20 protein-coding genes and 4 pseudogenes are annotated in these 26,646 nt (G+C 47.1%); 15 read left to right on the forward strand and 9 right to left on the reverse strand.

All coding sequences use genetic code 11. The annotated features are described in order from the left end of the window. Positions 1 to 126: 126 nt before the first annotated feature. From MHN09_RS19100 to MHN09_RS19110, 3 genes and pseudogenes are all read right to left on the reverse strand, one after another. Positions 127 to 1,305: pseudogene (locus tag MHN09_RS19100) on the reverse strand (IS3 family transposase). An 89-nt stretch (positions 1,306 to 1,394) separates the two neighbouring features. Further along, on the reverse strand, positions 1,395 to 1,892 hold the full coding sequence (locus MHN09_RS19105) for a hypothetical protein (protein ID WP_202942890.1): 498 nt from the start codon (positions 1,890 to 1,892) through the stop codon (positions 1,395 to 1,397). 14 nt (positions 1,893 to 1,906) lie between these two features. Beyond that, on the reverse strand, positions 1,907 to 3,064 hold the full coding sequence (locus tag MHN09_RS19110) for an XRE family transcriptional regulator (protein WP_202942891.1): 1,158 nt from the start codon (positions 3,062 to 3,064) through the stop codon (positions 1,907 to 1,909). 304 nt (positions 3,065 to 3,368) lie between these two features. Here MHN09_RS19110 and MHN09_RS19115 point away from each other — a divergent pair. Next, positions 3,369 to 4,778 (forward strand): annotated as a pseudogene (locus MHN09_RS19115) (IS66 family transposase). 264 nt (positions 4,779 to 5,042) lie between these two features. Then, the gene (locus MHN09_RS19120) at positions 5,043 to 6,236 is read left to right on the forward strand and encodes a hypothetical protein (protein WP_202942892.1); all 1,194 of its coding nucleotides are present in this window, start codon (positions 5,043 to 5,045) and stop codon (positions 6,234 to 6,236) included. Between the two features lie 179 nt (positions 6,237 to 6,415). Here MHN09_RS19120 and MHN09_RS19125 read toward each other — a convergent pair whose 3' ends face one another. Next, complete coding sequence (locus MHN09_RS19125) at positions 6,416 to 6,877, reverse strand: DUF6694 family lipoprotein (RefSeq protein WP_239241719.1); 462 nt, start codon at positions 6,875 to 6,877, stop codon at positions 6,416 to 6,418. A gap of 202 nt (positions 6,878 to 7,079) precedes the next feature. Between MHN09_RS19125 and MHN09_RS19130 the strand changes: the two genes are divergently transcribed. Both MHN09_RS19130 and MHN09_RS19135 read left to right on the forward strand, forming a co-directional pair. After that, positions 7,080 to 7,553: a hypothetical protein gene (locus MHN09_RS19130; protein ID WP_239220269.1), complete on the forward strand. Its 474-nt coding sequence runs from the start codon at positions 7,080 to 7,082 to the stop codon at positions 7,551 to 7,553. 399 nt (positions 7,554 to 7,952) lie between these two features. Beyond that, positions 7,953 to 8,153, forward strand: a pseudogene (locus MHN09_RS19135) (IS91 family transposase); the annotation flags it as partial. Positions 8,154 to 8,471: 318 nt separating this feature from the next. On the opposite strand, the gene MHN09_RS19140 reads toward MHN09_RS19135, so the two are convergent. Next, positions 8,472 to 9,143, reverse strand: coding sequence for a type 1 glutamine amidotransferase domain-containing protein (locus tag MHN09_RS19140; RefSeq protein ID WP_239241720.1), 672 nt, complete (start codon positions 9,141 to 9,143; stop codon positions 8,472 to 8,474). Between the two features lie 117 nt (positions 9,144 to 9,260). On the opposite strand from MHN09_RS19140, the gene MHN09_RS19145 reads away from it, so the two are divergent. The 3 genes from MHN09_RS19145 to MHN09_RS19155 all read left to right on the forward strand — a co-directional run bounded on the left by MHN09_RS19145 (position 9,261) and on the right by MHN09_RS19155 (position 11,888). Further along, on the forward strand, positions 9,261 to 10,145 hold the full coding sequence (locus MHN09_RS19145) for a LysR family transcriptional regulator (RefSeq protein WP_239241721.1): 885 nt from the start codon (positions 9,261 to 9,263) through the stop codon (positions 10,143 to 10,145). Between the two features lie 95 nt (positions 10,146 to 10,240). Beyond that, the gene (locus tag MHN09_RS19150) at positions 10,241 to 10,897 is read left to right on the forward strand and encodes a transposase (protein WP_239241722.1); all 657 of its coding nucleotides are present in this window, start codon (positions 10,241 to 10,243) and stop codon (positions 10,895 to 10,897) included. A 346-nt stretch (positions 10,898 to 11,243) separates the two neighbouring features. Beyond that, complete coding sequence (locus MHN09_RS19155) at positions 11,244 to 11,888, forward strand: SDR family oxidoreductase (protein WP_239241723.1); 645 nt, start codon at positions 11,244 to 11,246, stop codon at positions 11,886 to 11,888. An 86-nt stretch (positions 11,889 to 11,974) separates the two neighbouring features. Here the strand turns inward: MHN09_RS19155 and MHN09_RS19160 are convergent, their stop codons facing one another. The 3 genes from MHN09_RS19160 to MHN09_RS19170 are packed head-to-tail and all read right to left on the reverse strand — an operon-like array spanning position 11,975 to position 15,221. Continuing rightward, positions 11,975 to 12,901 carry a sugar phosphate isomerase/epimerase gene (locus MHN09_RS19160; protein WP_239241724.1) on the reverse strand — a complete coding sequence of 309 codons (927 nt, stop codon included), beginning with the start codon at positions 12,899 to 12,901 and terminating at the stop codon, positions 11,975 to 11,977. Next, positions 12,898 to 14,625, reverse strand: coding sequence for a GMC family oxidoreductase (locus tag MHN09_RS19165; RefSeq protein WP_239241725.1), 1,728 nt, complete (start codon positions 14,623 to 14,625; stop codon positions 12,898 to 12,900). Before MHN09_RS19165 ends, MHN09_RS19160 begins: the two co-directional genes overlap by 4 nt. A gap of 14 nt (positions 14,626 to 14,639) precedes the next feature. Continuing rightward, the gene (locus MHN09_RS19170; protein ID WP_239241726.1) at positions 14,640 to 15,221 is read right to left on the reverse strand and encodes a gluconate 2-dehydrogenase subunit 3 family protein; all 582 of its coding nucleotides are present in this window, start codon (positions 15,219 to 15,221) and stop codon (positions 14,640 to 14,642) included. Between the two features lie 544 nt (positions 15,222 to 15,765). On the opposite strand from MHN09_RS19170, the gene MHN09_RS19175 reads away from it, so the two are divergent. The 4 genes from MHN09_RS19175 to MHN09_RS19190 all read left to right on the forward strand — a co-directional run bounded on the left by MHN09_RS19175 (position 15,766) and on the right by MHN09_RS19190 (position 23,787). Then, complete coding sequence (locus tag MHN09_RS19175) at positions 15,766 to 18,777, forward strand: TonB-dependent receptor (protein ID WP_239241727.1); 3,012 nt, start codon at positions 15,766 to 15,768, stop codon at positions 18,775 to 18,777. A gap of 130 nt (positions 18,778 to 18,907) precedes the next feature. Next, the gene (locus MHN09_RS19180) at positions 18,908 to 19,897 is read left to right on the forward strand and encodes a LacI family DNA-binding transcriptional regulator (RefSeq protein WP_239241728.1); all 990 of its coding nucleotides are present in this window, start codon (positions 18,908 to 18,910) and stop codon (positions 19,895 to 19,897) included. 45 nt (positions 19,898 to 19,942) lie between these two features. Next, positions 19,943 to 21,865, forward strand: coding sequence for a sialate O-acetylesterase (locus MHN09_RS19185; RefSeq protein ID WP_239241729.1), 1,923 nt, complete (start codon positions 19,943 to 19,945; stop codon positions 21,863 to 21,865). 110 nt (positions 21,866 to 21,975) lie between these two features. After that, on the forward strand, positions 21,976 to 23,787 hold the full coding sequence (locus tag MHN09_RS19190) for a sodium:solute symporter family protein (RefSeq protein WP_239241730.1): 1,812 nt from the start codon (positions 21,976 to 21,978) through the stop codon (positions 23,785 to 23,787). A gap of 42 nt (positions 23,788 to 23,829) precedes the next feature. On the opposite strand, the gene MHN09_RS19195 is transcribed toward MHN09_RS19190, so the two are convergent. After that, positions 23,830 to 24,390 (reverse strand): DUF3237 domain-containing protein, encoded by a 561-nt coding sequence (locus MHN09_RS19195; protein ID WP_239241731.1) that lies wholly within the window; start codon positions 24,388 to 24,390, stop codon positions 23,830 to 23,832. A 170-nt stretch (positions 24,391 to 24,560) separates the two neighbouring features. Here MHN09_RS19195 and MHN09_RS19200 point away from each other — a divergent pair, with 170 nt between their 5' ends. The 4 genes and pseudogenes from MHN09_RS19200 to MHN09_RS19215 all read left to right on the forward strand — a co-directional run. Beyond that, a complete protein-coding gene (locus MHN09_RS19200; RefSeq protein ID WP_239241732.1) occupies positions 24,561 to 25,046 on the forward strand; it encodes a uracil-DNA glycosylase family protein in 486 nt (161 codons plus the stop codon). 250 nt (positions 25,047 to 25,296) lie between these two features. After that, on the forward strand, positions 25,297 to 25,878 hold the full coding sequence (locus MHN09_RS19205; protein WP_239241733.1) for an MHYT domain-containing protein: 582 nt from the start codon (positions 25,297 to 25,299) through the stop codon (positions 25,876 to 25,878). A 5-nt stretch (positions 25,879 to 25,883) separates the two neighbouring features. Then, positions 25,884 to 26,174: a GGDEF domain-containing protein gene (locus tag MHN09_RS19210; RefSeq protein ID WP_239241734.1), complete on the forward strand. Its 291-nt coding sequence runs from the start codon at positions 25,884 to 25,886 to the stop codon at positions 26,172 to 26,174. 336 nt (positions 26,175 to 26,510) lie between these two features. Then, positions 26,511 to 26,646, forward strand: a pseudogene (locus tag MHN09_RS19215) (IS5/IS1182 family transposase); the annotation flags it as partial.

Consider the following 26,646-nt stretch of genomic DNA (forward strand, 5'->3'; position numbering starts at 1 on the left):
TGATGGGAAGGGATTCTCCGATTGCTGTACCTATCAAGAATTTGCCGAATGGGCAAAAATGAAAATGACGCCATCGCAAGTTTAGCATGCTGGTTAATAGTCAAACTGATACTTAGCTTGTAGTGGTCAAGTCATTTTGGCCACATCGTTGTAGCTATTCCAGTAACGTTTCTCCGATTCATTGGGCGTTAAACCACCGTTATATGAATGCGGTCTCAGTCGACTGTAATAGCCATGAATATAATCACCAATCTTCTGCTTTGCTTCAGTAAAGTTCCGGTAGCCAGTTGTTGGAATCCATTCGGATTTAAGGCTTTTGAAGAAGCGTTCCATCGGGCTATATCCCAACAATTTCCTCTGCGACTCATGCCTTGTGTCAAGCGATGCCGCCAAATTTGCTGACTGAATTTACGGCTTGTGTAGTGACATCCCTGGTCGCTATGGAACATCACGTTTTTAGGTTGTCCCCGATATTCGAATGCCATTGTCAGCGCCTGCCAAGTCAAGTTACTGTCCGGTGAATGGCTCATTGCCCAGCCTATTGGCTTGCGGGCGAACAGATCGATTACCACAGCCAGATAAGCCCAGCGATTGCCTGTCCGGATAAAGCTCACATCGCCGCACCAGACCTGATTTGGTGCTGTAACGGCGAACTGCCTGTCGAGTAAGTTCGGGATAGCAACGTGTTCCTGAGTTGCTTTCCGTTACGCATGTTTCGACAACTGACAACTGAACAAGCTGAGCGCTTTCGTCAACTTTCCAGCACGGTAACGGCTCAGAGTAATGTCATGAGACTCATCGTTCGTAATGATGTCTGATATGGTTCTCGCTCGGGCAGAGCCACCACGCAGGCTTCCGGCGATGGCCGCTTATCGCGCTGTTGCCAGTATTTAAATGTGCTGCGGTGGACATCCAGTACCGCACACAGATGATTGACCGAATATCTGTGCTTATTGCTCTGACTCAGTTTCTCGATTAACGAGAGTGTTTTATGGAGTCCGACATCAGCATAAGGCGCTGCGCAGCAGCAGAAGCCTTTTTTAAAATTTCATTTTCTAATTCAAGGCGTTAAACTTGTTTCTTCAGCTCGCGGAATTCTCGTTGCTCCGGCGTCATTGGCGTGGCCTGCTTTGGCCATTTGCCTTCCCGTTCTTCACGTAGCTGCCGCACCCACTTGCTCAATGTTGAGTAACCAACGCCCATCGCGTCAGCCGCTTCCTTATTCGTATACCCCTGGTCGTGAACCAGTTGTGCAGTTTCAAGTCTGAATTCAGGGCTGAAATTCGGGCCTTTCTTCTTTGCCATGTTGTCACCTAATTTTGTTATGCTGCTATCATAGCAGCTCTAATCAGGTGGCCAAATTCACTATGCCACTACAGCAATGCTAACAGCGATCACGTATTGTATTCATCAAGCAGGCGAATAAACTCATCTATAACCCCTTGGTGTATATGGAGAGGATTGCACTCGTGTATAGAATAAACCACACCGATAGCTTCGTCTTTGGAAATATGGTTAAGCTCAGCCAGTTCAAGTAATAACTTCAATCCTCGCTTTGTTGGTATATTGTCTTCATCGCAAAATTTCAGTAATGCTTTTTCGTTAGTTATACATGTAATGCCGCCAATACTTTTGGCGAGATACAAGCAAACTTTGTCTTGAAAAGATAATGGGCCATGTTGAGCATTTGAAGCTTCTGATAGAAGCTCAATTTCCTCATCAACTACTTCAAAACCATATTGTAAACAATCATCATGCGTAAGCTGATTAACCTCATCCAGTATGACTGAAGGTATAACAACCCTTTCAATTTTTTCTGAATACAATGCCAGCATAGTTATATCAGCGTCGGCATAGTCAATAAGGACGTTTGCATCTGTTATTACTGGCATCTCTTAATCCCGAATCAACCAACCCATGAAGACGCCAACTGACGCATTTCTTTGTTTTGCAACCTTAATATTTCTGCTCCGCGAGATAGTGAAATATTGCCATTCTCGACTGCTTTTCTAACAAGGAATGGTAAGCGATCTTCTCTAAAATCAAATACATCAAGGTTGAAGGGCTCGCTTGCAGTGGTATACCTATGGTTAATTCTATAACTATCGCTTTCAATGCCTACTGGTTCAGTATGTTTCTGAAGAGATTTCCCATAGCGAGTCTTAAACTCGACATTGAAGTTCATCCAAAGCTTATTTCTCTTTTCGGACGGCATATTTTCAGCGTACCGATATAGAACAGTTCTCCAACTGACTTTAAAAACCTTTTTAACTTTCAATACTCGATCGACAAAGCTTAAACCTGCAGCTTCATTCCATTCTCTTTCGAAAGCTTCTTGTGGCATAAGAAAGTGTGAAGCAAATTGATCGGCTTCAGATTCTTGCTCATCAATTTCGGTAGTTTGGTCGATGTCATATGCATTGAGGTGCATTAGAAGGTGACCGAGTTCATGGGCGGCACTAAATATCCAAGTTTCCACCGGCAGCCTTTTCCAAGTATTAACTATTACAGCTGGCCCACCTTCTTCTTGCTCGCTAACTGATAAACCTAAAAATGAGTCGGTTTCCACTTCAATTGAGCGGACTTTGATCCCTCTTGCCTCAAGTAGCCCGCAGATGTCTAAAACCGGCTCTTTGGGACCTAGTCCAAACTTATCCCTACAATAGCTTGCAAGGTCAGGAATACTATACGAACTACCTTCTTTATAAGCATAAAATTCGTGCAAGTCTGCTACCTGTTTATCCTCAGTTAGCTCTTCGAGAGAACTAAAGTCATATAACCAAGTAACCACATCGGAGATGATCTGCTCTCTAGTTTTCAGTCTCTTGAGTGATCTAAATCGAATATGCTTTAGAGGCTTAACTTCTGCCAAGATTTCTTGAATTGGCACTCGAAGTGCGATGGCTAGGGCTCGTATGGAGTCAGCTCTAGGAGTCGCCTTTCCTCGCTCTAGCTTTTGGTAACCACTGAGAGACATCCCAGCTTTTTCAGCTAGATCTGACTGATTGTATCGCGCATTAGAGCGCAATCTCTTAAGATTGTGAGCAATAGCTTTATTGTTCATAGTGGTCTCCTTTAAGTAGCTATAATAACAAATTATTTTAAAATAGCTACTTTTGTGCATGTAAGCACAGTGGAGCTAAACAGGCCTTAGCATATCGTTATCAAACGTTAGCAAAGTTCCTCAGAATGAAAATTGCACATAATCGGGTAGCCGGAGGTATCTAGTCTCCAGCCCCACAACACCCTGCATGCGGCTCCGCACAGGGTAACCGTTCTCCAGGGCCCTATTGACAGTTAGTAATATTTATTTTCAATGATCGTGGGGATCCTATTGATTGATCCCGCCAGTCTGTCAGAGTGGTTTCATGCCACGTAAAAAACAGCCCACAAAGCCACCCGTCGCTACTAATCTCGATGATGCCAATGAGCACATTAGTACACTCTGGGACAGGCTAAATGATCTCGAAGACCGACTGAATCAAAACAGTCGTAATTCATCGCGCCCGCCATCGTCTAATGGGCCGGGGGCGTCCTCTTCTGCGCCAGCTAAAAAGCCGACAGGCCGTAAGCGCGGTGCACAATCCGGCCATAAAGGTAGTAAGCGGATGCTGGCCGATACCGTTGCTGAGACGCGCACCTATTATCCCGACGATACCTGTGCCTGTGGCGGTGTCATTTCAATCAGTGATTCACCGTATAGACGCCATCAGGTTTTTAATATCCCTTCACAGGCCTTCTCTGTGGTTGAACATCAGTTACATCAGGGCCAGTGTTGTCAGTGCAGTAAAACGGTAAAAGCCACACTACCCGACAACGTGAATCAAGGGCAGATGGGCAATAACCTGCTGGCGTATGTGGCGATGCAGTCGGGTCAGTTTCACCAGAGTATCAGTAAAATCCAGCAACAGCTCGAGCAAAACTTTGGTTTATCGTTCAGTCGCGGTGCTATCTCTGAAGCACAAGGCCGCGTCAGTGCGGTACTGACGCCTGCCTAACAGGATATTAAAGAGACTATGCATAATGAGGCAGTGGTTCATTGCGATGAAACCCGTCATCAGCGGGGCAATGAAAACCGCTGGATGTGGCAAGTATGCACAGCTGAATTGTCTTGCTTTCCGACACACTTCTCTCGCGGAGCCTGGGCGGCGAAGAAATTACTGGGCGATAATCCAGAAAACATTGTTGTGACTGACCAGTATGCCGGTTATCACTATATTGATGCTGACCATCGTCAATTATGTTGGGCGCATATCTTAAGAAATATGAATGCGCTGGCGGAAAGCTGGGGCACGAATAAAATCTACGGTATGAAATTGGTCAGGCTCATCCGCCTGTTGTTCCGGCTGCAACACCGGTATGAAAGTAACAAGCTAAGTGAAAAGCGATACCGGGACCGAATGGAAAAGCTACGCATCGCATGGCGACAACAACTCGAACTGGCATCAAGACGCTGTGTGACTCCCCGCTATCAGAACCGGTGTAAGCTGCTGCTAAAACACGATGACATGTGCTGGGTATTCCTCAGTCACGATGGCGTCCCCCTCACTAACAATGAAGCCGAGCGTTCATTACGAAGCTATGTGCTGTGGCGAAAAGGCAGCTATGGCGTGTGGTCACATCGGGGCGAACTGTTCAGACAACGTATACTCACCATCGTAGAAACCTGCCGAAAACAAAAGTTGAATCCTCTGAAGTGGATCCGGGCAATACTTGCTGCGACGCTGAATAAAACCACTTATCCTCTGCTCAACGACTTTAAAGCTGCCTGTCAATAGGGCCCTGGTGAACGGTTACGATATCCAAGACCTACCATGAAAAGCGGAACAGCGGGAGATATCGCTAGTTATTCTCTGTAAGCATCTGTTCGACAGGCATAAATTCGTCCATCATCTTTTTTTAGTAGCCTTTGTGGGTTACACTACGCAAGTGCGTGCCGCGTTAGCACATATTAATTTGTTTTTTATATACTGAATTCTTAATTTTCCAAACTTTACTGAATCCAGCGGCTGGGTAAGACGGGAAAAACATGGGGTCAGTGTTTGCGCAATTCGATTAAAAAAAAACCGTTTGACAATTTCAACCTGAAAACAATAAGAAAAGAAGCGTCATTAGTCTGTGACGTCTATAACCAACTATCCCCCATAAAACTTAGAGAAAAAGATCTGTTAAATTCTTTTGCCAAAAGTTTTGGTTACAAAACCTGGGATCAGATCGTCTCCGTCAATAAATCGAGACGATATTATTTGCCTTTCTCTTTTCACATCAGATGGCATGTTGTTGCTATTATTAAGGACTTAATGCAGGAACTTCCGAAGCATGTAGAACAAAATGCCTTCATAATAGCGGTGTCTTTGAAAGAACTATCAGTAACAAGTGTGAAAAATATATTTCAATTTGATATTACGTGCCCAATTGACGGAAAAACTACACTTTATTGGTTTACTGATAACTTAAATAGTCCTTTAAAATATCTCGCTGAATCGCCGAAAGCAGCAATACTCCGAAGAGAAGGTATATTTTTCAAATATTTTAAAACTCTATGGCCAGAGCTTTCGGCCTGGTTGCAACGTAAGTTCGACCTACAGAATAATTACGTTCTAATGTTCGGCGAGGCCATTTGGTGGAGATATTGTGATCACCTATCTGCAAATTTTTTGCAAGATGATATCGGCCACTGGGAAATAGACTTTGTAAACAAAGATATAAAGCGGACCTGTTATCACCCAATTAGTGTTCCAAGCAAAGGGAGTTCGTACGCAGAGTCGCTACAATTTGATGAGTACGGTCTGTTTGATCTTGAGCCTCCTCCGCTTGACGAAAGGTTATCTCTAGAACAGGATTTAATGCGATGCTTATATCATTGGAAGTCACTTCCGCATGTCTCTGATATAAGGATTACGTTTAGTGGGAAGTACGAATATGAGTTAGAGCCTCCCTTAAGAACTTTGCTATGCGATTTTCTCGCCCATCACAACCAAGAAGTAGAAGCAAAAAGAAAACAGCTAACTAAGCTAGACTTAACTGGTACTTACTCGAGTTTCGAAGAAAGGGTAGTTAGACATGAAGGGAAAACAAAGGTTTACAATGAACCATGGATAGAAAAAAGTGAGCTCGAAAAGATCAAAAAGATAAACGAATTGATTCACTCGGAGCTTATCAATCAAAGTATGCTACAGCCAAGAACCGTGATAGACGCGATAGATAATTATAAGAGAGCTTTTTATCGGTTTTAGTAGTCTTCGAGTCCCAAAGTCGATGACTACTATTTCCCCATTCGTTAAAAATGGAATGTTTTCTTCTGCTATATTCGAGTAATTTATTAAATCGATGCACCGCTATGTGTTGAAAGTTAGCCCCAGTGAAACGAAGCGTTCGGACATCAAGCTATATCGAGGAAAGCTTCAGGTGACGGTCAGCGCTGCGTTGTATGACGCAGAAATGTCTCGGCAAGCGAAGGTAATTTGCGGATGGTTTCTTGCTCTTCGCGCGCTTTAGCTTGCTTGGCTTCTCTTTCCGCTCGTTTACGCTCTCTAAGTTCTTTATCCTTCGCCAGAGCTTCTCGGTATTTTTCGAGCACTTCTTGCCCGGTAAGGCCATCGAGAGATTGAAGGTTAATAGATATGAGCGTTTCAGGGCTAGCACCGTCGTTTTTGCTATCAAATGAGCCAACCATAGAAGTCCATGCGTTTTGTCCTCCGAGTGAGTAGTACATTAGGGCTTTGGCAAATTCATCCTGTTCCTGTTCCGTCATATCAGCAGTAATGCTTTGAGCAGAACTCTTTATGGTTTCTTGTGACGTGGAATCGAGCGTGTTTGGGTCGAGACACCCAGTAAGTAGAAGTAAAAATATCGTGACTAGGGCAGTGTTCTTCATGGCATCCTTTCTCATGTGATGTTTTTTAAAATAAAGTACCACACTCTCAATCGAAATTGCAGATTGCAGATTGCAGATTGCAGATTGCAAGGAAAACCATAAACATATTAGATAGTGTAAACATGCATTTAAGTGATAAACACGTTATATCGAACTTAACAATTAAATGTTTAAGATGTCATCAGTAATAGGTCATACATCAATGCCGAAGCGCGATGAAGCAATGAAATACTTAACGAGGCTTGGAAATGGTTGGACGCTTCGCGTTGCGCTTCCCAGGTCAAAGGGAGAAGAATACATATATGGTCGTTTTTTAGATAAAGACTATGGATCGAAAGAAGCTTCGCTTGTTGCTGCTCAGAAACAAAGAGATAACGACGCAGAGTTAATTGGCGCCGATAAAAACTGGGTTCGGCAAAAAAAGGCAGATGCGACAAAGTCAGACCTGATCACAGGTTTATCTGAAGTGAGAACCGTTGAACATCATAAAAATGGGTCTGTATACGAGAGAACCTATATTGTTGCATACCATCCAGTTAAATGGCGTAATACCAAAAAGAAGTTTATGTACAAAGACAACCCGACCAGAGCGAATAGCAGAACCAGAGAGGTTGCCATTAAATGTGCTGAAAAGGTGCGCAAAGATTGGGAAAAAGAATTAGGGATGGTGTCTTAATAGCTAAGTGTCTGAAGTATAATAAGTTCACGCATGATAACAAGCATTATCATGCGTGAATGTTGACCTTCATCGCTGAGTTACGTAACCCATACCCGGCTCGTTGGACTGGAGCTTCCACCATAACTCGACAAGCATTTAAATATTAGGCGCTGAAGTACAGATTATTGACTACCTACTTCTGCTTTGTGCGCAAAGCGGAAGTTGGCCGATTCAAAATGTAATGGCACCCATGAGCGAGAAGCAAACGTTAGAGGAGCCTCCGTTGTAGACTAGCTATCTGATCGTATACCGGTCGTTCAGATAACCACGATCCACTGCCAATTTCTGTCACTCTGGTCAGTTTACTTACTAGCCCAACAAGGCACACTACAGACTTTTACATTAGCAAGGATGCTGATGTTAGCTGCTGAACAACGCACCTATCAACGCCACCGTCCAGAGCAAACATTGCTCTATCAGCTTGTTGAGAAACATTACCCTGCCTTCGCAGAGATGATGCAATTTCAGGGAAAGCCATTGCCATACCATGTGTTCAAAGAGTTTGAAGAGTTTCTCAAGTGTGGTCGACTTGAGCATGGATTTCTGCGCGTAGTCTGTGATTACTGGCAACTCATGCAGAGCGCCACCACTCACAGAATCACTGCATACCACGCAGATTGATGACTATGAAATCCAGAAAGATTTTGATTTTGGCGCTTAAGAGCGCTACCACCAATACAGCTTGAACACTTATACGCATGAAACAAGCATTAAAACCAGCTGCCATAAAGAATAGTAAATAGTGGTTGTTTTAATTTTACTCAAAGCCTTCGGTTATCCGCCTGCAGACACGGTGAACAAACGAGTCCTGAGATAAAGAAAAAGGAAAGCAGTACCAAACATGCTTTCCTTTTTTATTCGGTTTGAAGTTAATCTTTACTTCAGAAGATCAACGATAGCTTTGCCTACACCATGAGCGCTCGTCGGGTTTTGACCTGTGATGACGCGGTCATCGACGATGATAAGCTCTTGCCATGGCTGCACTTTCGAGTAACGCGCTGCGCCACGAGCCAAAGATTCTTCCAATAAGAATGGGATGTCGTTGATGGTGCCAAAATCAATCTCTTCTTCGCGAGTAAAACCAGTCACTGACTTAGATGCAAGCAGCTTCTCACCATTGCTCAGCGTAATTGGTAGTAGGGCACCCGGGCCATGACAAACTGCTGCGACAATACCGCCATCTTCATAGTGCTTTGCCGAGATCTTAGCGAAGTCTTCGTTGTTTGCTAGATCTGAAAGCAGACCAAAGCCACCTGGGTAGAAGATAGCATCGTAGTGATCTCCATTGATTTGCGATACAGGAATGGTGTTGTTCACGCGGTTTTGGAAATCATCATCCGCCAAGATTTTTGCGTTTACTGCATCGCCTTCGATGTCTGTTCCGTATAGAGGAGCCTGGCCACCTTTGATAGAAGCTAAGTCGTAATCAAAGCCGGCATCCAATAATTCGCTCAAGGCATGCGTTAGCTCTGGCGCGTAAGTTCCGTTTGCTTGGTCAGTTTCACCTAGTGTTGCGTGGTTTGTAACGATAATCAGTACTTTCTTCATGATGGTGTCCTTTTAAGGTGGTGTGTATTTGTTGAATACCTTCATACTAATTGCTAAACATATGGTTGATAATAAGCTTAATCTGCAAAACATTATTGCTAAATAGCAAAGGTGGTTATGGAAAGTTTCGAGGGTATTAATGAGTTTGTTACGGTTGCGGAGAGCAAAGGGTTTTCTGCCGCGGCAAAACAGTTGGGATGCAGCACCAGTCACGTGAGTCGCCAAGTCACGAGGTTAGAAGAGCGGTTAGGTGTCGCTCTTCTAGCGCGTTCAACAAGAATGGTGAGTTTGACTGAGGCTGGGCAGGCGTATTACCAACAGTGTAAGGAGTTAGTGATTGGGCTTCAGCAAGCAAATGAGACCTTAACCACACGGCAGACACAATTAAGCGGCGTACTAAGAGTCAGTGCTGCAGGTGCATTTTCTGAAAATCATGTCGCTCCCGCTTTGATGGCGTTTGGTAAACAACACCCCAATCTCACGGTAGAGATTAACTTCAACACCAGCATGGTTAACTTTATTGAAGACGGCTTTGATTTTGCGATTCGTTATGGAAGGCTCAGTGATTCGGGTTTAATCGCAAGAAAGCTGGTAGACCGTCCAATGGCAGCGGCTGCAAGTCAGAGCTATATTGACGAACATGGCTTACCAACGCACCCGGAGCAGCTTAAACATCACAGCTGCATCATCACAAACAAAGACGTTTGGCTGTTTGAGAAAGACGGACAGCTGTTAGACGGAGTGAAGGTACAAGGTCGATGGAAAAGTAATAATGTCCACACGGTTCTGCAAGCCTGTACCGAAGGTTTAGGTATTGCCTATTTGCCAAAGAGTAGCTTTAACGATGCTATTTCTTCTGGGCGTTTAGTACCGATACTTGAACCCTATTGGGGCAGTGGCAATAGTAGCTGGATTGTGTACCAAAACCGGCATTTCCTGCCATTAAGAGCGAGGTTGGCTATCGATTTTTTACTCGAATACTTCGCTGGCTGGCAGGAGTAAATTGGACGCTTTTTTACCATGTTCGAGCACCTTTCTGCGGCCATATATTTACTAGGTTGTGTCGCTAGGATTGTGTATTGGTTTGATTGTTAAACATGCTCTTTTTAGAAGGCGCCATCACCCAAGCAGATGCAAAAATTAAGTTCAGTCGGGTTAAAGCCCCGAGTCACACCGATATGGAGCATCTTGTTCATGTCATCAGTCACAGAATTGCCGCATACTTGGAAAAGGCAGGGTTAATTGAGCGAGATGTAGACAGGGCTTTTTTGGCTTTTCCGCTAGAAGACGAAGATGGACTTTTGCACTTACAAGCTTCCTCAGTGAACTATCGCATTGCTGTGGGCAAAGGTATAGGCAAGAAAGTATTTTCGCTGCAAACGTTGCTTGCAAAAGATGAAGATAACTATGGGCAATTGGCAAAAATAAACGGATTTAGTTTACATGCGGGAGTGTTCGCTGACACCCATCAAAGCGATAAGCTAGAGCGTCTTTGCCGATATATCGCAAGGCCTGCTCTCAGTGAAAAACGACTAAGCCTCACCTCCACTGGTAACGTCAGATATGAACTCAAGACGCCCTACAAAGACGGAACCACTCATTTTTTTCGTCGATTGACTTCATTGGTAAGCTGGCAGCATTGGTACCACCACCTAGACTCAACCTCCCCCGTTTTTACGGGGTATTCGCTCCCAATGCTAATGTACGCGCAGAGGTCACGGCGTCGAGACGCGGAAAGAACAGTCCTCTTTTAGCCGAGCACCTAAAAGACTCTGACAAACCTTATCATGCAGAGCGCCACCACTTACGGAATCACTGCATACCACGCAGATTGATGACTATGAAATCCAGAAAGATTTTGATTTTGGCGCTTAAGAGCGCTACCACCAATACAGCTTGAACACTTATACAAGCATTAAAACCAGCTGTCATAAAGAATAGTAAATAGTGGTTGTTTACTTATACTCTTGCACCGCACCGGTTGATCTTGCCTCACTCCGCTGAGTACCAAGCTTGTAATTATGATTTTTTTTGCCCTTCTTCCAAACGGGCAAGCCTGAGCGACATTCGCCGGGCGACAATCTGAAAGAGGAGTAAAACATGGCAAACGTATTTATTGTCGGTGCAGCAGGTAAAGTGGGTTCACGTTTAGTGAAGCGGTTAAGTGACAACGACCATCAGGTCACGGCCATGCACCGGAAGCCGGAACAAAGCGAGAGTCTGAACGGGCTGGGAGGGAAACCCTGCCTTCTCAGTATCACAGATGCCAGCGTCGACAGCTTAGCTAAAGCAATGAAAGGCGCTGATACCGTGGTGTTCTCCGCCGGTGCCGGTGTGGAGTTAACGAATGCCGTTGACGGTGAGGGACTGGAAAAATCGGTAGATGCCGCGCAGGCTGCCGGTGTGAAGCGTTTCATTCTTGTTTCGGCATTCCCGGACGCTGGCCGGGGCAAACATATATCAGAAACCTTTGAAAACTACATGCGGGTGAAGCGTCTGGCAGATGTGTATCTGGCGCAAAGTAAACTGGACTGGGTCATCCTCCGGCCAGGCACGCTTACGCTGGAAGAGGGAACCGGAAATGTAAATGCCGGGCTCGCCATTAAATATGGTGATATTTCAAGGGATGATGTGGCTGAAACGCTGCTGGCTATTATCGAAAATGAGGGGATCAGCCGTAAAATTATTGAGCTGACTGAAGGCGAAACCCCCGTCAGGGAAGCCATCGCGTCGGTTCCGGCCTGATTATGGAAATTAAGAAGTAAATCATGATGTCTCTCTGCACCTGCGCAGCAATGCACAGGTGCAGAGAACACAGCATCAGCGCTTAATTATTCTGCAATGATAGCGTCGAAGCCGGCTTTAGAGGCGGCTACAGCATCCATAGGAGAAAGTCCGTCAGGATAGACTTCCTGCTCAATGACAATCCATTCAGCACCACCATCTAAAACTGTCGCACGGTAAATCGCAGACCAGCTTATATCGTCTTTGCCGATAATGGGTAGCAAGTCACTGTCTTCCGGCACATCAGATTTAAAGTGAGTGGTTAATGTTCTGCCGGGATAGCGACGAACGAAAGCAATTGGGTCTTTGTCAGCGTGTACGGTCCAGCCCACATCCTGCTGCAAAATGACTGACTCAGGCGTATGACTGGCAATATAGTCAAAATAGCTGGTATCGCCGTAATTTGCCCATTCCTGAGCATGGTTATGAAAACCAACCTGCATGCCATATGGTGCCAGCGCTTCAGATAAATCAGTAAGTTCCGCAGCGAATGCTTTAACATCATCACCGTTAAATGCGCGGTCATCCCAGGGAATGATCAGAGCATCAATACCCAGCGCCTGATAAAACTCAACGGTGTCTTCCAGATTATCCGTTAACTGCGGAGTTTGCACGTGTGCGCCACTGGCCGTTAAACCAACGGAAGACAGATACGCTTTCAAACCGGCAGGATCGTCTGCGTAGGGACCGAAGTCGCCGGCGAATTCAACACCGTCAAAGCCAAGAGCTGCAAGCTTTTCCAGCGTCCCTTTAAAGTCGTCTTTCAATGCGTCTTTCACCGACCACAGTTGCACGCTGATTTGCGGAGCAACAAAAGCTTGTTCTGTCTCCGGGGCTGTAACCTGTGCAGCCGGTTCAGATGCAGTTTGCTTGTTCTGAGCGGGTTGTTCACTGCAACCACCCAGCAATGCCGTTGCGCCCAGGCCAATAGCCAGTGCTACTGGAGAGAGTCGCTTCATTGTTTTAGTCATCATAGTCGTCCTGATTTGAATTCTTTTACTGCGTAATCAACTGCTCTGGCAGTAATTGCCATAAAGGTTAACGAGGGATTTCCCACGCCAGTAGAACAGAAACTGGCACCGTCTGTAACAAATAAATTCGGTACGTCATGAGCCTGGTTATAGCCGTTTAAAATGGAATCTTTCGGGTCCCGGCCCATTCTGGCTGTTCCCACTTCGTGAATAGCCAGGCCCGGCACCTGACCCAGAATACGCTGTTCAATATTATTGAAGCCGGCTTTTTCCATCATCGAAGAGGCCACTTCCAGCGCACTTTGCATCATGGCGTTTTCGTTATCTGACCACTTGCAGTTAATATTTAACTGAGGAATGCCCCATTTGTCTTTTTTGGTACTGTGCAGCGCCACCTGATTATCGTGACGGGGAAGCATTTCACCCTGCGCCTGCAGGCCAATTCCCCAGCCGCCAGGATTATGTAACAGTGACTTAAAGGACTTTCCAAAACCATCCATACTGCCCATTGACTGCCAGTCAGCACGGGATGCACTGCCAGCTAACGCATAACCCCGTTTGAAGTCTTTATGGTAGCGGCCGGGTTCATAATGGAAGTTAGGAATATACAGCGATGCCGGTCTGCGGCCGGAATAATATTCTTCTTCATAGCCGTCAATGCTGGCTGTTACCAGTGCATTGTAATTGTGGTCCATCAGATAATGGCCAAGTACGCCGGAGCTGTTAGCAATACCGTCGGGGAATTGTTTAGATGTGCTGTTCAGCATGATCTGAGTGGTCCCCAGAGTGGAAGCACATAAGAACACCACTTTGGCGTAATATTCCCGCTGTTTCAGGGTATCGTTGTCGATAACACGTACACCCTTCACGCGATTGGTTTTCTCATCATATATCAGGCTTTCCACCACGCTGTTTGGGGCAATGTATAGATTACCTGTTTTGGCTGCAGCGGGCAGGGTAGCGCTTTGTGTTGAGAAGTAAGCACCCAGCGAGCAGCCTTTCTGACATTCGTTTCTTGCCATGCACTGTGCACGGCCCATTTCCAGATGGATTTTCTGAGGCTTTGTTAAATGGGCGCAACGGCTTATGATGACCGGTTTGTCCGGCTCTGCTTCCGCCATTTTAGCGGTGAAATCCAGCTCGGGTTTTGTCATTTCAAACGGCGGTAAGAATACGCTGTCCGGCAATTGTGGCAGGTTCGCCGCAGCTCCGCTGATCCCCACGAACTTTTCTACATACTCATACCAGGGCGCTAAATCCTTGTAGCGGATGGGCCAGTCATTGCCGTGGCCATCTTTCTTATTTGCTTCAAAGTCGAAGGCACTCATACGGTATGACTGACGGTGCCAGAGTAACGATTTACCCCCCAGCTGATTAGCTCTGATCCAGCTGAAATCCGTCCCTTCCTCTGTACTGTAAGGATAATCTTTATCGTTACCAAAGAAGTGTTTTGTCCCGTCATGGAAGGCGTAACACTGCTTTTGGATTTTGTATTGCTCATCAGTAAGTTCTTTTGCCACCTTGGTACGGTTGGCATATTCCCAGGGCGGTACGGCTTCTGAGATATAGTCTTTGCGGTGCTCAACGACACGGCCACGCTCTATCATAAGCGTTTTCATGCCTTTTTCGGTCAGCTCTTTTGCCGCCCAGCCTCCGGTAACGCCTGAACCAATTACGATGGCATCGTAAACTTCTGAAGATTCATCTATATACATTTCTTTGTTCATTTCGGTACTTCCGGCTAGTAATAAGCTTTAGAGCTGTAAGCGCTGCCCACAGAGGCAAGTGGCACCGAGCCCTTGAAACCGCCGGGTAAAGGCAGGTAGGTCAGTTCTTTTGTCGCGCCCGGCTGAGATGTGTAATAACCAAACACGATCAGGCTTTTAAGGAACTTGAACGTGCCCTTTTGAGCGGCAGAAAAGGGGGCTTCTGCTTTCTCCAGGGCAGTTAACAAGCGCAATTGGGACGCTTCGTTCAAGAGGAAAAACTGCTTAGCGCCAAAGGATGTGGCGTTCTTATCAATGCTGGCAAGCAGTGCGATAGCTGACTGTTGTTCATCTTCGCCGTACACCACGCTTAACTGATGATCGATAAAGTGGTGACACATGACCTCAGCAGCACCGGGGGTGCTGGTTTGAGGAATAGTCAGCGCGCAAATCCGGCGCAGGGTTTCTAATGCATTGACGCTCAATAATGCCGGTGATGCCGCAGTGGCATCGCCTCTGAAGTGTTGAGCGGCAGCGATGGCATTGCCGCTTAACAGGGAAGTTGCGCCAATGCCCCCTACAGCGGTAAGTGTTTTAAGAAGTTGTCTTCTATTCATCATGGGTCCTGAAAATCCAACTGGTGTCCGGAACGTTTTATTTTTGTGATGCTGTGTAAATTGATTTAACAATTTGCGGAGTACCTTAGCGTATTTATGTAACCGGTTTCAATAATTTCTATGTTTCGTTGTTATATTTCATTTTAACTTATTGAATAATATATCTTTATTGATGGCTGTTGTGGTTTTTGTTGCTGATAACGGTTTCTTTAATTGAATAGTGTTCCGTAGTTTCGTCTTAAAAATAATACCATTCATCGCGGAGCCTTTTAGGCTTAATCCGCCTTTTGATGGCATGAAAAACCACCTTTTTAATAAGGCTGATTTTAGTTAAGTTTTTGAATTATAACGTTTTTTAAATTGTGTAAATTACGTGAGTATACTGCCTCCAATTTAGGTTGTGCTGTAAAATTGCTGTTATTGAAAAGTAAATTTTAATGTAATAGATTGCCTCTGATGAAAACGGTTACATTACGGGTGTGGTATCGGGAGGACACGAAATTGCACCCTTTTTAAGAAAATTTTTCGCAATTAGGGACCAGAGATGAAAGAGACATTTGACGGAAAACATGGCGTGAAACGTTCGGTGTTGGCATTGTGCGTACTAGCGGCCATCCAACCTGTAACAGCCTTCGCACAAGAGACAGAAGTACCTGATGACAGTGATATCGAAGTGATTAACGTCAGCGGTATCCGTGGCTCTCAGGAAGCTTCCATTTTCAACAAACGAACGGCAGCCACTGTTGTAGACTCTATTGCTGCAACCGATATCGGTAAACTGCCGGATGTAACAATTTCAGACTCTTTGCAGCGTATTTCCGGTGTGCAAATTCGCCGTACTGCGGGCGAGGGTGGTTCACTCAATATCCGGGGATTACCTCAAGTAGTCACTCAGCTGAACGGTGAACAGTATCTTGGTGCAAACTCTGTTGTATCCACTCAACCTAACTTCAGCGATATCCCGTCACCTCTGTTCCGTGGTGCTGATGTATTTAAAAATGCCACAGCCAATCTGGGCAATGCCGGTATCACCGGTACTGTTAACTTAAAAACTTATCGTCCGTTTGATTTTGAAGAAGGCTCTACCTTCAGCGGTGCAGCAGAAATGCAACGTGGCGATGAAACTAAAAAGAACGATCCTAATTTATCTGCGTTGTATAACTGGCAGAACGGCGATGTGGGTTTCATGATCTCCGGTACCTACGCCAATGTGAATCTGGCGAACTCGTATAATGGTATCAATACCGGCAGCCCGGGCGATGCCGGCTGGACCGACCGCACCAGTGCAGCGGAAGTTGGCGTGGACGGCCGTGATGGCCGCGTTACCTTAGGTTCACAAGGTTTTTCTGCCTGGAATCAGGGCACTGAACGTGAGCGTCTGGGTCTGAATACATCCATGCAGGTAGATTTGGGTGAAGGTTTTGTTTTCACCGCAGATGTGTTCTATACCGAGCAGGAAGAATACAACCGTAAAGTCGGTTTAAGTGCGACCAACAAGTGGGGCCCCCGCGGCTGGTTTACGCCAACACAGGAGCGTGCCACCGGTGCAATGATTGACGGCGGCGAAATGTATTCCTGGCAAACGGCTGAGCTGTATCCGTCACGTCTGAAGTCATTCACTCAGAACGATGTGTACAACAACAGTTCTACCAACATTAACCTGCAATTAGATTACGATAACGGCGGCGCATTCAGTGGTCAGTTCCGTGCAATTATCGGGCGTGCCTCGCAGGAACACCGTCACGGTTATAACGAAGGCGATATGACCAACGGGTCAACCACGCTGGGTCGTACAACTAACCTGGTTCCGTCTGACAAGTGCGGACCCGATGATGTGGTTGTGGGCGATGACGGCGGCTGTCTGCAAGCTATTAATGCTATGGGCTACAGCGAAAATCCGCATTTGACTTATGACACTACCGGTGAGCACCCTGTGTGGAGCGGCTTTGACCGTTCACTGGCCGGCGGCCTGGGTGACGGCGCGACCATCGCAGATTACATGGGCAATTTGTCCAGCTACAACATTGGCGCTTTCAGCTCTGAGAACAATGAAAACTCAGAAGGCGACATCAACGCCTTTAGCATGAAAGGCAAATATTTGTTCGACAGCGGTTACGTGACCAGCATCGAAGGCGGTATCCGCTATGGTAAACGCAGCGCAGACTACGAGCGTTATCACCTGTTTTCACCGGTACAAACCGCCGGCTGTATGGCACAGTGGAAAGCGACAGACGTATTGCTGAATGCTGATGCGCCAGCGTGTTCAGACGGCGAGATGGTAAACGGCGAATTCATGCCTTATGCCGCTCTGGAAAGCATTCCTCTTGATCAGTACAACAACGTGGTACAGGTCACAGACTTCGGTCCTGTCTCCGGTATTCCTGCAATTTGGGCGGTTGATCCTGCAGATTACGATGATCCTGAAGCCTTCCATAACCGTGTTTTCGGTGAGTCGGTAAAACAAATCGTTCCCGGTTCCAGCTTCAGCGCTGATGTGGCTGAGCTAAGCTACTTCCTGCAGGCAAACTTCGAAGGTATGGACGGTTTAATGACTGGTAACGTGGGTATTCGTGTTATTGAAACTGACCTTACTGTGAAGCAGAACATTGCCGGTGACAACCTGCCTTATAGTGGTACCGCTATTGATACAGGCGATGTGGTTTCAAGCCGTGACTATACTGATGTGTTACCAACACTGAACCTGTCTTACAGCATCACGGACAACGTAATTGCACGTTTTGCTTATTCAGAAAACATGACACCGCTTAACCTGAATCAGTACGGTGAAGGTTTAACGTTAAGCAATGCGTTAGATTCAGTAGAAGGCAGCCCGACACAAGGTCAGTTCATTGTGACCGGTGGTAGCCTAGCTGGTAATCCGCAGCTTGATCCATGGCGCTCGACTAACTACGACGTGTCGTTAGAATGGTATCCCGGTCAGGCCAGTATGGTATCTGCTGCACTATTCCGTGTTGAAATTGACAGCTTCACTGTGAACCAGACGGTAGACATGGAAATGCCTGATGCGGACGGTATCGTGCGTCGCAGCGTACCAATCACTACGCTGGTTCAGGGAGACGGTGGTACGCTGGAAGGTTTTGAAATCGGTGCGAAAATCGCGTTCAGTGACTTCATCGAAGGTGAGTCTCTGTTAGCCAGCTTCGGTATGGATACTAACTTCACTTATTCACCCAGTGAAGGTTCCGGTACTGACATTTACGGCGAAGAGAATATGTTTAACGACAACTCTGAGCGTCAGCTTAACGTTATCGGCTGGTATCAGGGCGACCGTTTTGAAGCACGTATTGCTTACAACTACCGCAGCGAACGCTTAGCCGGTCAGGGTGGTTGGGGAGCACTGAACCTGTATCAGGCACCGACATCTTATGTGGACATTTCTGCCAGCTACGACATTGATGAGAATTTCTCTGTGTATGCGCAGGGCTCGAACATCACTGGCGAGTACGAAGACTATTACCTGCAATGGGAAGATCAGTACGCCTTCCAGAACTACTATGAAACGCGCTACATCGTGGGCGTAAGAGCGAAGTTCTGAGCTTAAGCAGAAAGTCGTGAAGCGGGGGTACGATTAGTACCCCCGATGTTTTACACTGCATGAATTATTAAAAAAGCGTGAAGGGAGTTTGTTGAATTCCCTTACCATTCCAGCGTAGAAAGTATCGACTATGGCCACTATCCGTGATGTTTCCAGAGAGTCAGGCTTATCAATAGCCACCGTTTCAAGAGCTATCAGTAACCCTGAAATGGTCTCAAAGCAAAGTCTCCGCCGTGTGAATCAGGCGATAGAGAAATTGCAGTACCGGCCAAATCTCACCTCTCAAAAATTTCGCTTACAGCGCACTAACACCATTGTGGTGCTGGTACCTAACATTGCTAACCTGTTTTTCGCGCAGCTAATCAGTGGCGTTGAAGATACGGCTGCAAAACATGGTTTTAATGTGTTGCTCGGTGATACCCGTGACAGTGCCAGCCGGGAGCAGGAATTTATTCAACTGGTGGAAACCCGTCAGGCGGACGGATTAATTCAGCTGACTCCCCACAATGACAAAGCTGTTTTGCCTATTAAAGATGTAAAAGCCGTGAATGCGGCTGGCTCTGCCGGTACCCCTTACTATTCTGTTCGCATCGACAATGAAGAAGCCGCAGCCAAAATGGTGACGTATCTGGTCAGTCAGGGCCACCGCCGAATCGGTATGATTTCCGGCCTGAAAGACAACCTTCACTCCATGGCCAGGCAGGATGGCTATAAACAGGCGCTGGAAAATGCCGGCATTGCCTTTGATGAAGAGCTGGTGGTTGAAGGCGACTTTTCGTTCTGGTCCGGATTTAATGCAGTGAAGCATTTCGTCAACATGGATGAGCAGCCTACGGCGCTTTTCTGTGCTAACGATGAAATGGCAATCGGTGCACTAAAAGGCTTAAAAGAGAAAGGTCTGAAAGTACCGGATAACATTTCTGTCACCGGCTTTGACGATCTGGATATGGCCAATTACTGCGATCCTCCGTTGACCACCATCAGGCAGCCTGCTGTGAGAATGGGGGAAGAAGCTGCCGAATTGCTGTTCCGCATAATTGAAGGTGAACAGCCGAAACTTACCGAATACATTTTACCGTTTGAAATCATTATCCGGGAAAGCACGCGGGCGGTTAAATAGCACTCTTCTTGCTGCGTGCACGCCGGTTAACCTCAGGAAATTGAAATGAAAAAAAGCCTCTTGTGCATGACACTGTCCATTGTCATGTCAGTGCATGCATCCGCAGCAGAAATAGCGACGTTATTTACTGATCACATGGTGTTACAGCGTGACAAACCGGTCAATGTGTGGGGCACAGGTGCGCCCGGCGAAACTGTCCGTGTTGTGATAAATAACGTGGAACAAACCACAACGGTAACAGCTTCCGGGAACTGGACCCTTTCGTTACCGGCACAAGCAAAAGGCGGCCCTTATACTCTTTCTGTGCAGGGTGATAATACCTTGTCATTTGATGATGTGTGGTACGGCGATGTGTGGATTGCCGCCGGGCAATCCAACATGGAATGGGATTTAAAAGACCACGTTACAGGTAATGAAAAAGCACTGGCTGAAGCCGGTAATGCACGCATTCGCCTTTATGATGTGCCAAATACCCTGTCGCCGGAAGTGCAGACCACATTGCCTGAGAGCAAGTGGCAGGTCGCCAATGCCAGCACTGCGGGTGCATCCTCTGCCGTGGCCTGGTTTTTTGCTGAAAAAGTCTCATCAGAAGAAGATGTGATGGTGGGCATTATTGAAACTAACTGGGGCGGCACACCGGCTGAAGCCTGGATTGATTTGGCGACGGTTGAAACTGTGCCCGGCTACCGGGAACAGGCTGAAGCAGTAAAACGCAACCCTGACTGGGCAAAAACGCTGCGTGACAACGACACGCGAAATACCGAAAAGTGGCGCCGCATCGACAGTGAAGCCGTAGCATTGGCTACCGGTGCGGCTGAGGTTGATTATGATGACAGTCAATGGCCTGAAGTCACCCTGCCGAACAGTACACCGTTTACTGAATTTACCTGGTTGCGGCATACCTTCACGCTTACAGATGATGATCTGTCGAAATCTGTCACGATTAATGTGGGTGACATTGTTCAGAACGCTTTTGTGTTTATTAACGGTCACGTAGTTGCGAAAGAAGACTGGCGCAATGGTGATTCACTGCATCACCTGCCTGAAAAGTGGCTGCGGCGGGGAAAAAACGTATTCGCTATCCGGGTGACGAACGACTGGGATAACAAAGCCTATGTGGGCCGGCCGGCACAAATCTGGCGCGAAGTCGGCTCTGAGAAAGTTGATATATCCGGACAATGGCGGGGCACTAATACCATTGAACCCCCTGTTCCTGAGGTTGAAAACTACACCTTCACTCCCGGGTTTTTGTATAACGCGATGATAAATCCCTTGCTACCTTACCGGGTAAAAGGCGTTATCTGGTATCAGGGCGAAAGCAATGTCGATCGTCAGGAATACTACGCAGACTTATTTAAAACACTGATCAGGACATGGCGCAAAAAGGCGGATGGCGACACATTGCCATTCCTGTTTGTGCAGCTTTCAGCATTTTTGAAACCACAGGCCTTACAGCCCGACAGTGCATGGGCTTACCTGCGGGATGCACAAAAAGAGACGTTATCTCTGCCGGATACTGGCATGGCTGTGTCCATTGATGTGGGTAATCCGGACGACATTCATCCTAAAAACAAGCGGCCTGTGGGCGAGAGGTTATGGCGTCAGGCGGCCCGGCAGGCGTACGGCCATCAGGATACCGTAACGTCAGGGCCGGACTTTTCAGGTATGGATATTAAAGGCGATAAAGTGACGTTACGTTTCAGCAATGCTGAGGGCCTGACAACAACAGAAGGTAACGCACCTGCAGGCTTTATTATCGCCGGTGAAGATAAGCGGTTCTTTCTTGCTGACGCGGAACTGGACGGTGAGACGATTATATTAACTAATGCGAATGTGAAGAAACCTGTTGCCGTGCGTTATGCCTGGGCTGATTATCCGGTCGTAAATCTGGTGAACGGGGAAGGCTTACCCGCAGTACCCTTCAGAACGGACAACTGGACCGCTTCATCGGTAACCGCAGGGCAGTAGCGTCACACCGTTTGACGGGTTACATTCGTTAATACATTGTTTATTGACGACAACCGGTTTCAAAAAGGTAAAATGGTGACTGAGCCTCACCGGCCTTAATGGAACATGCTATGAAGTTGTCGTCTTTTGACGTTCTCGTCATTTCTGGCTATCTCTGTGTTGTCATTCTGCTTGGAATGGGAATAGCCAGATTTAACAAAAAAAACACAACAGATTATTTTCTCGGCCAGAATAAAATCCCCTGGCCGTTCCTCGGGCTGTCCAATGCCTCAGGTATGTTCGATATCAGTGGTACCATGTGGATGGTGTACCTGCTTTTTATCTATGGTTTGAAAAGCGTATTCATTCCCTGGCTCTGGCCCAGCTTTAACCAAATTTTTCTTATGATTTTCCTTTCCATCTGGCTGCGCAGGTCGGGTGTGATGACGGGGGGAGAATGGATACGGTTCCGGTTTGGCGAAGGGCGGGGTGCCACGCTGAGCCATATCATTGTTGTTGTATTTGCTTTGATCAGTGTGCTGGGGCTTCTTGCTTACGGATTCACCGGCATCGGCAAATTCGCTGCGGCCTTCCTGCCCTGGCAGTTAAGTGAAGATGTCAGGGTTAACGAAATGCTTTACGGCGCTTTGATCACCGGGTTTACTGCGCTTTATGTTGTCCGCGGTGGCATGGTGAGTGTGGTCTACACAGAGGTGTTACAGTTTTTAGTCATGACCGCGGCCTGCATTGCCATCGGTGTGATTGCAATGATGCAGGTTTCTCCGGATATGCTGGCTGCGGTGGTGCCTGAGGGATGGACATCACTGTCGTTTGGCTGGCAACTGGATTTGGATTGGCAAACGTTGTTGCCTGAGGCTAATGAACGGATTGCCGGTGACGGCTATTCACTGTTTTCGCTTTTTATCATGCTGGGGCTTTTCAAAGGCATTTTGCAAAGTCTGGCCGGGCCGGCGCCTAACTTTGATATGCAGCGTATTCTTGCTGCGCGCACACCATCAGAGGCGGCTAAAATGAGCGGTTTTGTCAGTATTGTACTGTTATTTCCCCGCTACATGATGGTCACCGGGCTCACCGTACTGGCGCTGGTTTATCTCACGCCGGCTTTAAAACAAATGAACAGCGCTGCAGATTTCGAGCAAATATTACCGCTGACCCTGGCCAATTTTATTCCGTCAGGTCTGCTGGGGCTCATTATTGCCGGGCTGCTGGCAACTTTCATGTCTACCTTTGCTGCCACATCAAACGCCGCGCCGGCCTATGTGGTCAACGATATTTATAAACGCTACATCAATCCTGATATACCGGAAAGAAAGGCGCTGAAACTCAGTTATCTGGTGTCTGTTCTTTTCGTCGTCTGCGGTTCGTTACTCGGGCTGTTTGTACCGTCACTCAACAGTATGGTGATGTGGCTGGTGTCTGCGCTATACGGCGGTTATACGGCAGCGAATGTGCTGAAGTGGTACTGGTGGCGTTTCAACGGTATAGCATTCTTTTGCGGCATGACGGCGGGAATTATTCTGTCAGTCTTTCTTATGCTTACGGACATTCAGCCGTTCTATGCATTCCCGTTTTTATTCGGTTTTTGCTTACTGGTGTGCGTTGGCGTCAGCCTGCTCACCCAACCGGATGATATGGAGGTGCTGAAGGTGTTCTATCAGAAAACCCGTCCCTGGGGCTGGTGGCTACCAGTCGTGCGGGCACTGCAGGAAGATGGCGTCGCAATAACGGCGAACAACCAGTTTAAAAAAGATGCCGCTAATGTGGTGGTGGGTGTTATCTGGCATACATCATTAACCGCAGCACCAATCTTCATGGTCATTAAAGCCTGGGAACCCTTTGTTGTCAGCCTGTCTGTGATAGCTCTGTGCACTGCGTGGCTAAAAATATTCTGGTGGGATCCGCTGAAGCGCACGGCGGAGTGACTGGCGCAGAGACTTTCTCTGCGCGCAGCATGAGTAAGGCGGTTACTTAACGCGGTAGAAATGCAAGACGACGCTGTTGGCTTTTCGCATACTGGTGGACACGATAACTGACTTATTCAGCCAGGCGTTGGGACTGTCTGAAGCGACTTCCAGTTTTGCGGCAGTACGCATATAGTAAGACGCTGCAGGCATGTCTTCTCCTTTAGCCAGTCTGGCCAGCACTTCAGGTGAAGCGGTGCGGATCCCTTCATTATGCACATAGATGATTTCGCCGGAGTCGGTTTGCAGGCTGTAATCCGCCACCAGATCAGCGGTTCCGTCCTTTCTCACTGTCTGCCAGTCGGCGCCGCCTTCCAACACCTTTCCATTGAGCTCGGGGCCGCGAAATTCACCGCCATTAATGCCGATAATCCGGCGTTTACCGTATCGTGTCTCACCGACTTCAAGGGGCGGATCAAGTGTTACAACGGCTTCAAAAAGAAACTCAAACTCCGGAGCAGGAATGTCGGCATACTGAGGTGAAGCTTTTGCATTGGCTGCCAGAGGAAACAACGAGAATGTTATGATGGCGGCAGACAAGTATTTCTTGAGTAGCGAAGTCATGGATATGTCCTTATTATTTGATGGTTTTTCAGGCAGTTTCATAGTGCCAGAGTTTGAAGTTTATGCAATCAGGGTGGGTCTATGACTGAAACGGATCCGGGCAAATTATTCAGTCCATTCACCGTTGCACGCTGTGTTCAGGGTTATTACCCCATGCTCCACGACCGGTAGTGCAACTTTATGCTGAAGCGAAAATTGTGATTGTCGGACAGGCATCCGGCATCAAAGCTCACGAAAACCAACAGCCCTGGAATGACGCCAGTGGCGATAAACTTCGCCTCTGGCTCGGGGTGAACCGGTCAGCATTTTATTCGTCTTTATTTACTCACCTGCCCATGGCATTTTGCTTTCCGGGCTACAAGAATGGTGCAGATGCACCACCGCCTAAAATCTGTTCTGCCACCTGGCACAAACCGGTTCTCGATCAGTTGTCCCCTGAACTCATGATCCATATCGGGCGCTACTCACAGCAATATTATTTTCCAGAGTACAAAACGTTAACTGATGCTGTAGAACAAACAGCATCATCAGGTTCGGATGCTATGGTGCTACCCCATCCGTCAGGCCGCAATAACCGCTGGCTGGCGAGGAATCCCTGGTTTGAAAAGAGGGTGCTGCCTTTACTCAGAGAGAAGGTTGCAGCGATCCTTGCCTGACGCTCGTCACAGGCCGGCCAGGCTGGCTTGTATGATGAAAACGTATGAAACCACATATCCATGTTGATCACCGGGCATTTTTCCTTCCCGCATAGCTAATTAGATTTAAGTCTAATTTCCGGTGTTGTGTCCACCGGACAACTGACCTGCCGGTTTATAAAAAAGGAACGAACATGGATGCACAATATCACCCCGGACTGTTGCGCTCTCACTTGGCGTCGCATTCATTGCTTCCCTGACGGCGCTGGATATGGCGGGACGCCTGCGTGCGACTAAATGCATCGCCTCACATTTATGGCTGACCGGTGGTGCGTTTTCCATTGGCGTCGGGATCTGGTCCATGCATTTTATCGGCATGCTGGCAATGGATATGTCCACCCGGGTGATGTACGACATTCTTCTGACCCTGGTATCTTTTCTGGCAGCCATTCTCACTTCCGGCCTCGCTCTAGCGGTGGTTCGTAATGGTAAACCGACTGCCGGACCGCTGGCGGCTGGTGCTCTGCTGATGGGAACCGGCGTGTGCATCATGCATTACGTGGGAATGGAGGCCATGCAAATGCATGGTGAACTGAGTTATGACCCGTTTATTTTTGCCCGCTCTGTGCTGATTGCTGTAGGCGCGTCTGCTGCTGCACTCTGGTTAGTGTTCAGCCTGAATCCTGTTGCTACTCAACGTCCTTCCTTCTGGTATCGGGTAGCAGCCGGTATGGTGATGTCAGTGGGGATTGCCGGTATGCACTACACCGGTATGGCGGCAACCATTTATCCTGAAGGCATGCATATGATGCCGGTGGATGGCTTGTCTCCCGGCAGACCTCGGCATCAGTGAGCATTATGTTAAGCGCTCTGGTGCTGTCTATTTACGATACTCACCTGACATCGAAAAACGCCCAACTGGCGGCGTCGCTTAGTGATGCAAACCGTGAATTGAAAAGCATGGTCTACCGTGACTCGCTGACTACGCTCCCAAACCGGTTGCACTTCGAAGAAAAAATCGAGGAATTGCTGCAACAGGGCAGTGACTCTTTCAGTGTGTTCTTCGTCGACCTGGACCATTTCAAGAATGTGAATGACTCGCTGGGCCATCATGTGGGTGACTTATTGATCAGGCAATCGGAAGTATAAGAAGAACAAACGCTATTTATTACCCTTTATACCAGCTGAATTAAAGACTTGTTTCGCGTACTCAGATTGGAGTTTGGTAATGAAGTGATGAACTAATTGTCCGCTACATAGTTGAGTTCGCAGGCCATTGGTACTGAATAATTGTTCGTGAAATGTGAAAGATGGTGCCTCAACAAGTTAATGCTCAAGCTCTATTTTGCGGTAGGACTTTTAAGCCCCTAAATCAAAATTTCGCTGAATGACAAAGTCTTCAAATGACGGTAGTTCTAGGGAAGATGCGATTAAGTCCCAGATGTGAGATCATAGCAGTATAGTAAATCGTAACGACCAAGACCGATGAACCAACAGTTAACTTTTGCCGACAGTGAGTTTACCAGCAAGCGCCGTCAGACCCGTAAAGAGATATTCTTATCCCGGATGGACAACTTGTTGCCGTGGACTCAACTGCTGGAAGTGATTGAACCCTTTTATC

Origin of the sequence: Alteromonas sp. MmMcT2-5, assembly GCF_022348315.1 — a bacterium.
Taxonomy (GTDB): domain Bacteria; phylum Pseudomonadota; class Gammaproteobacteria; order Enterobacterales; family Alteromonadaceae; genus Alteromonas; species Alteromonas macleodii.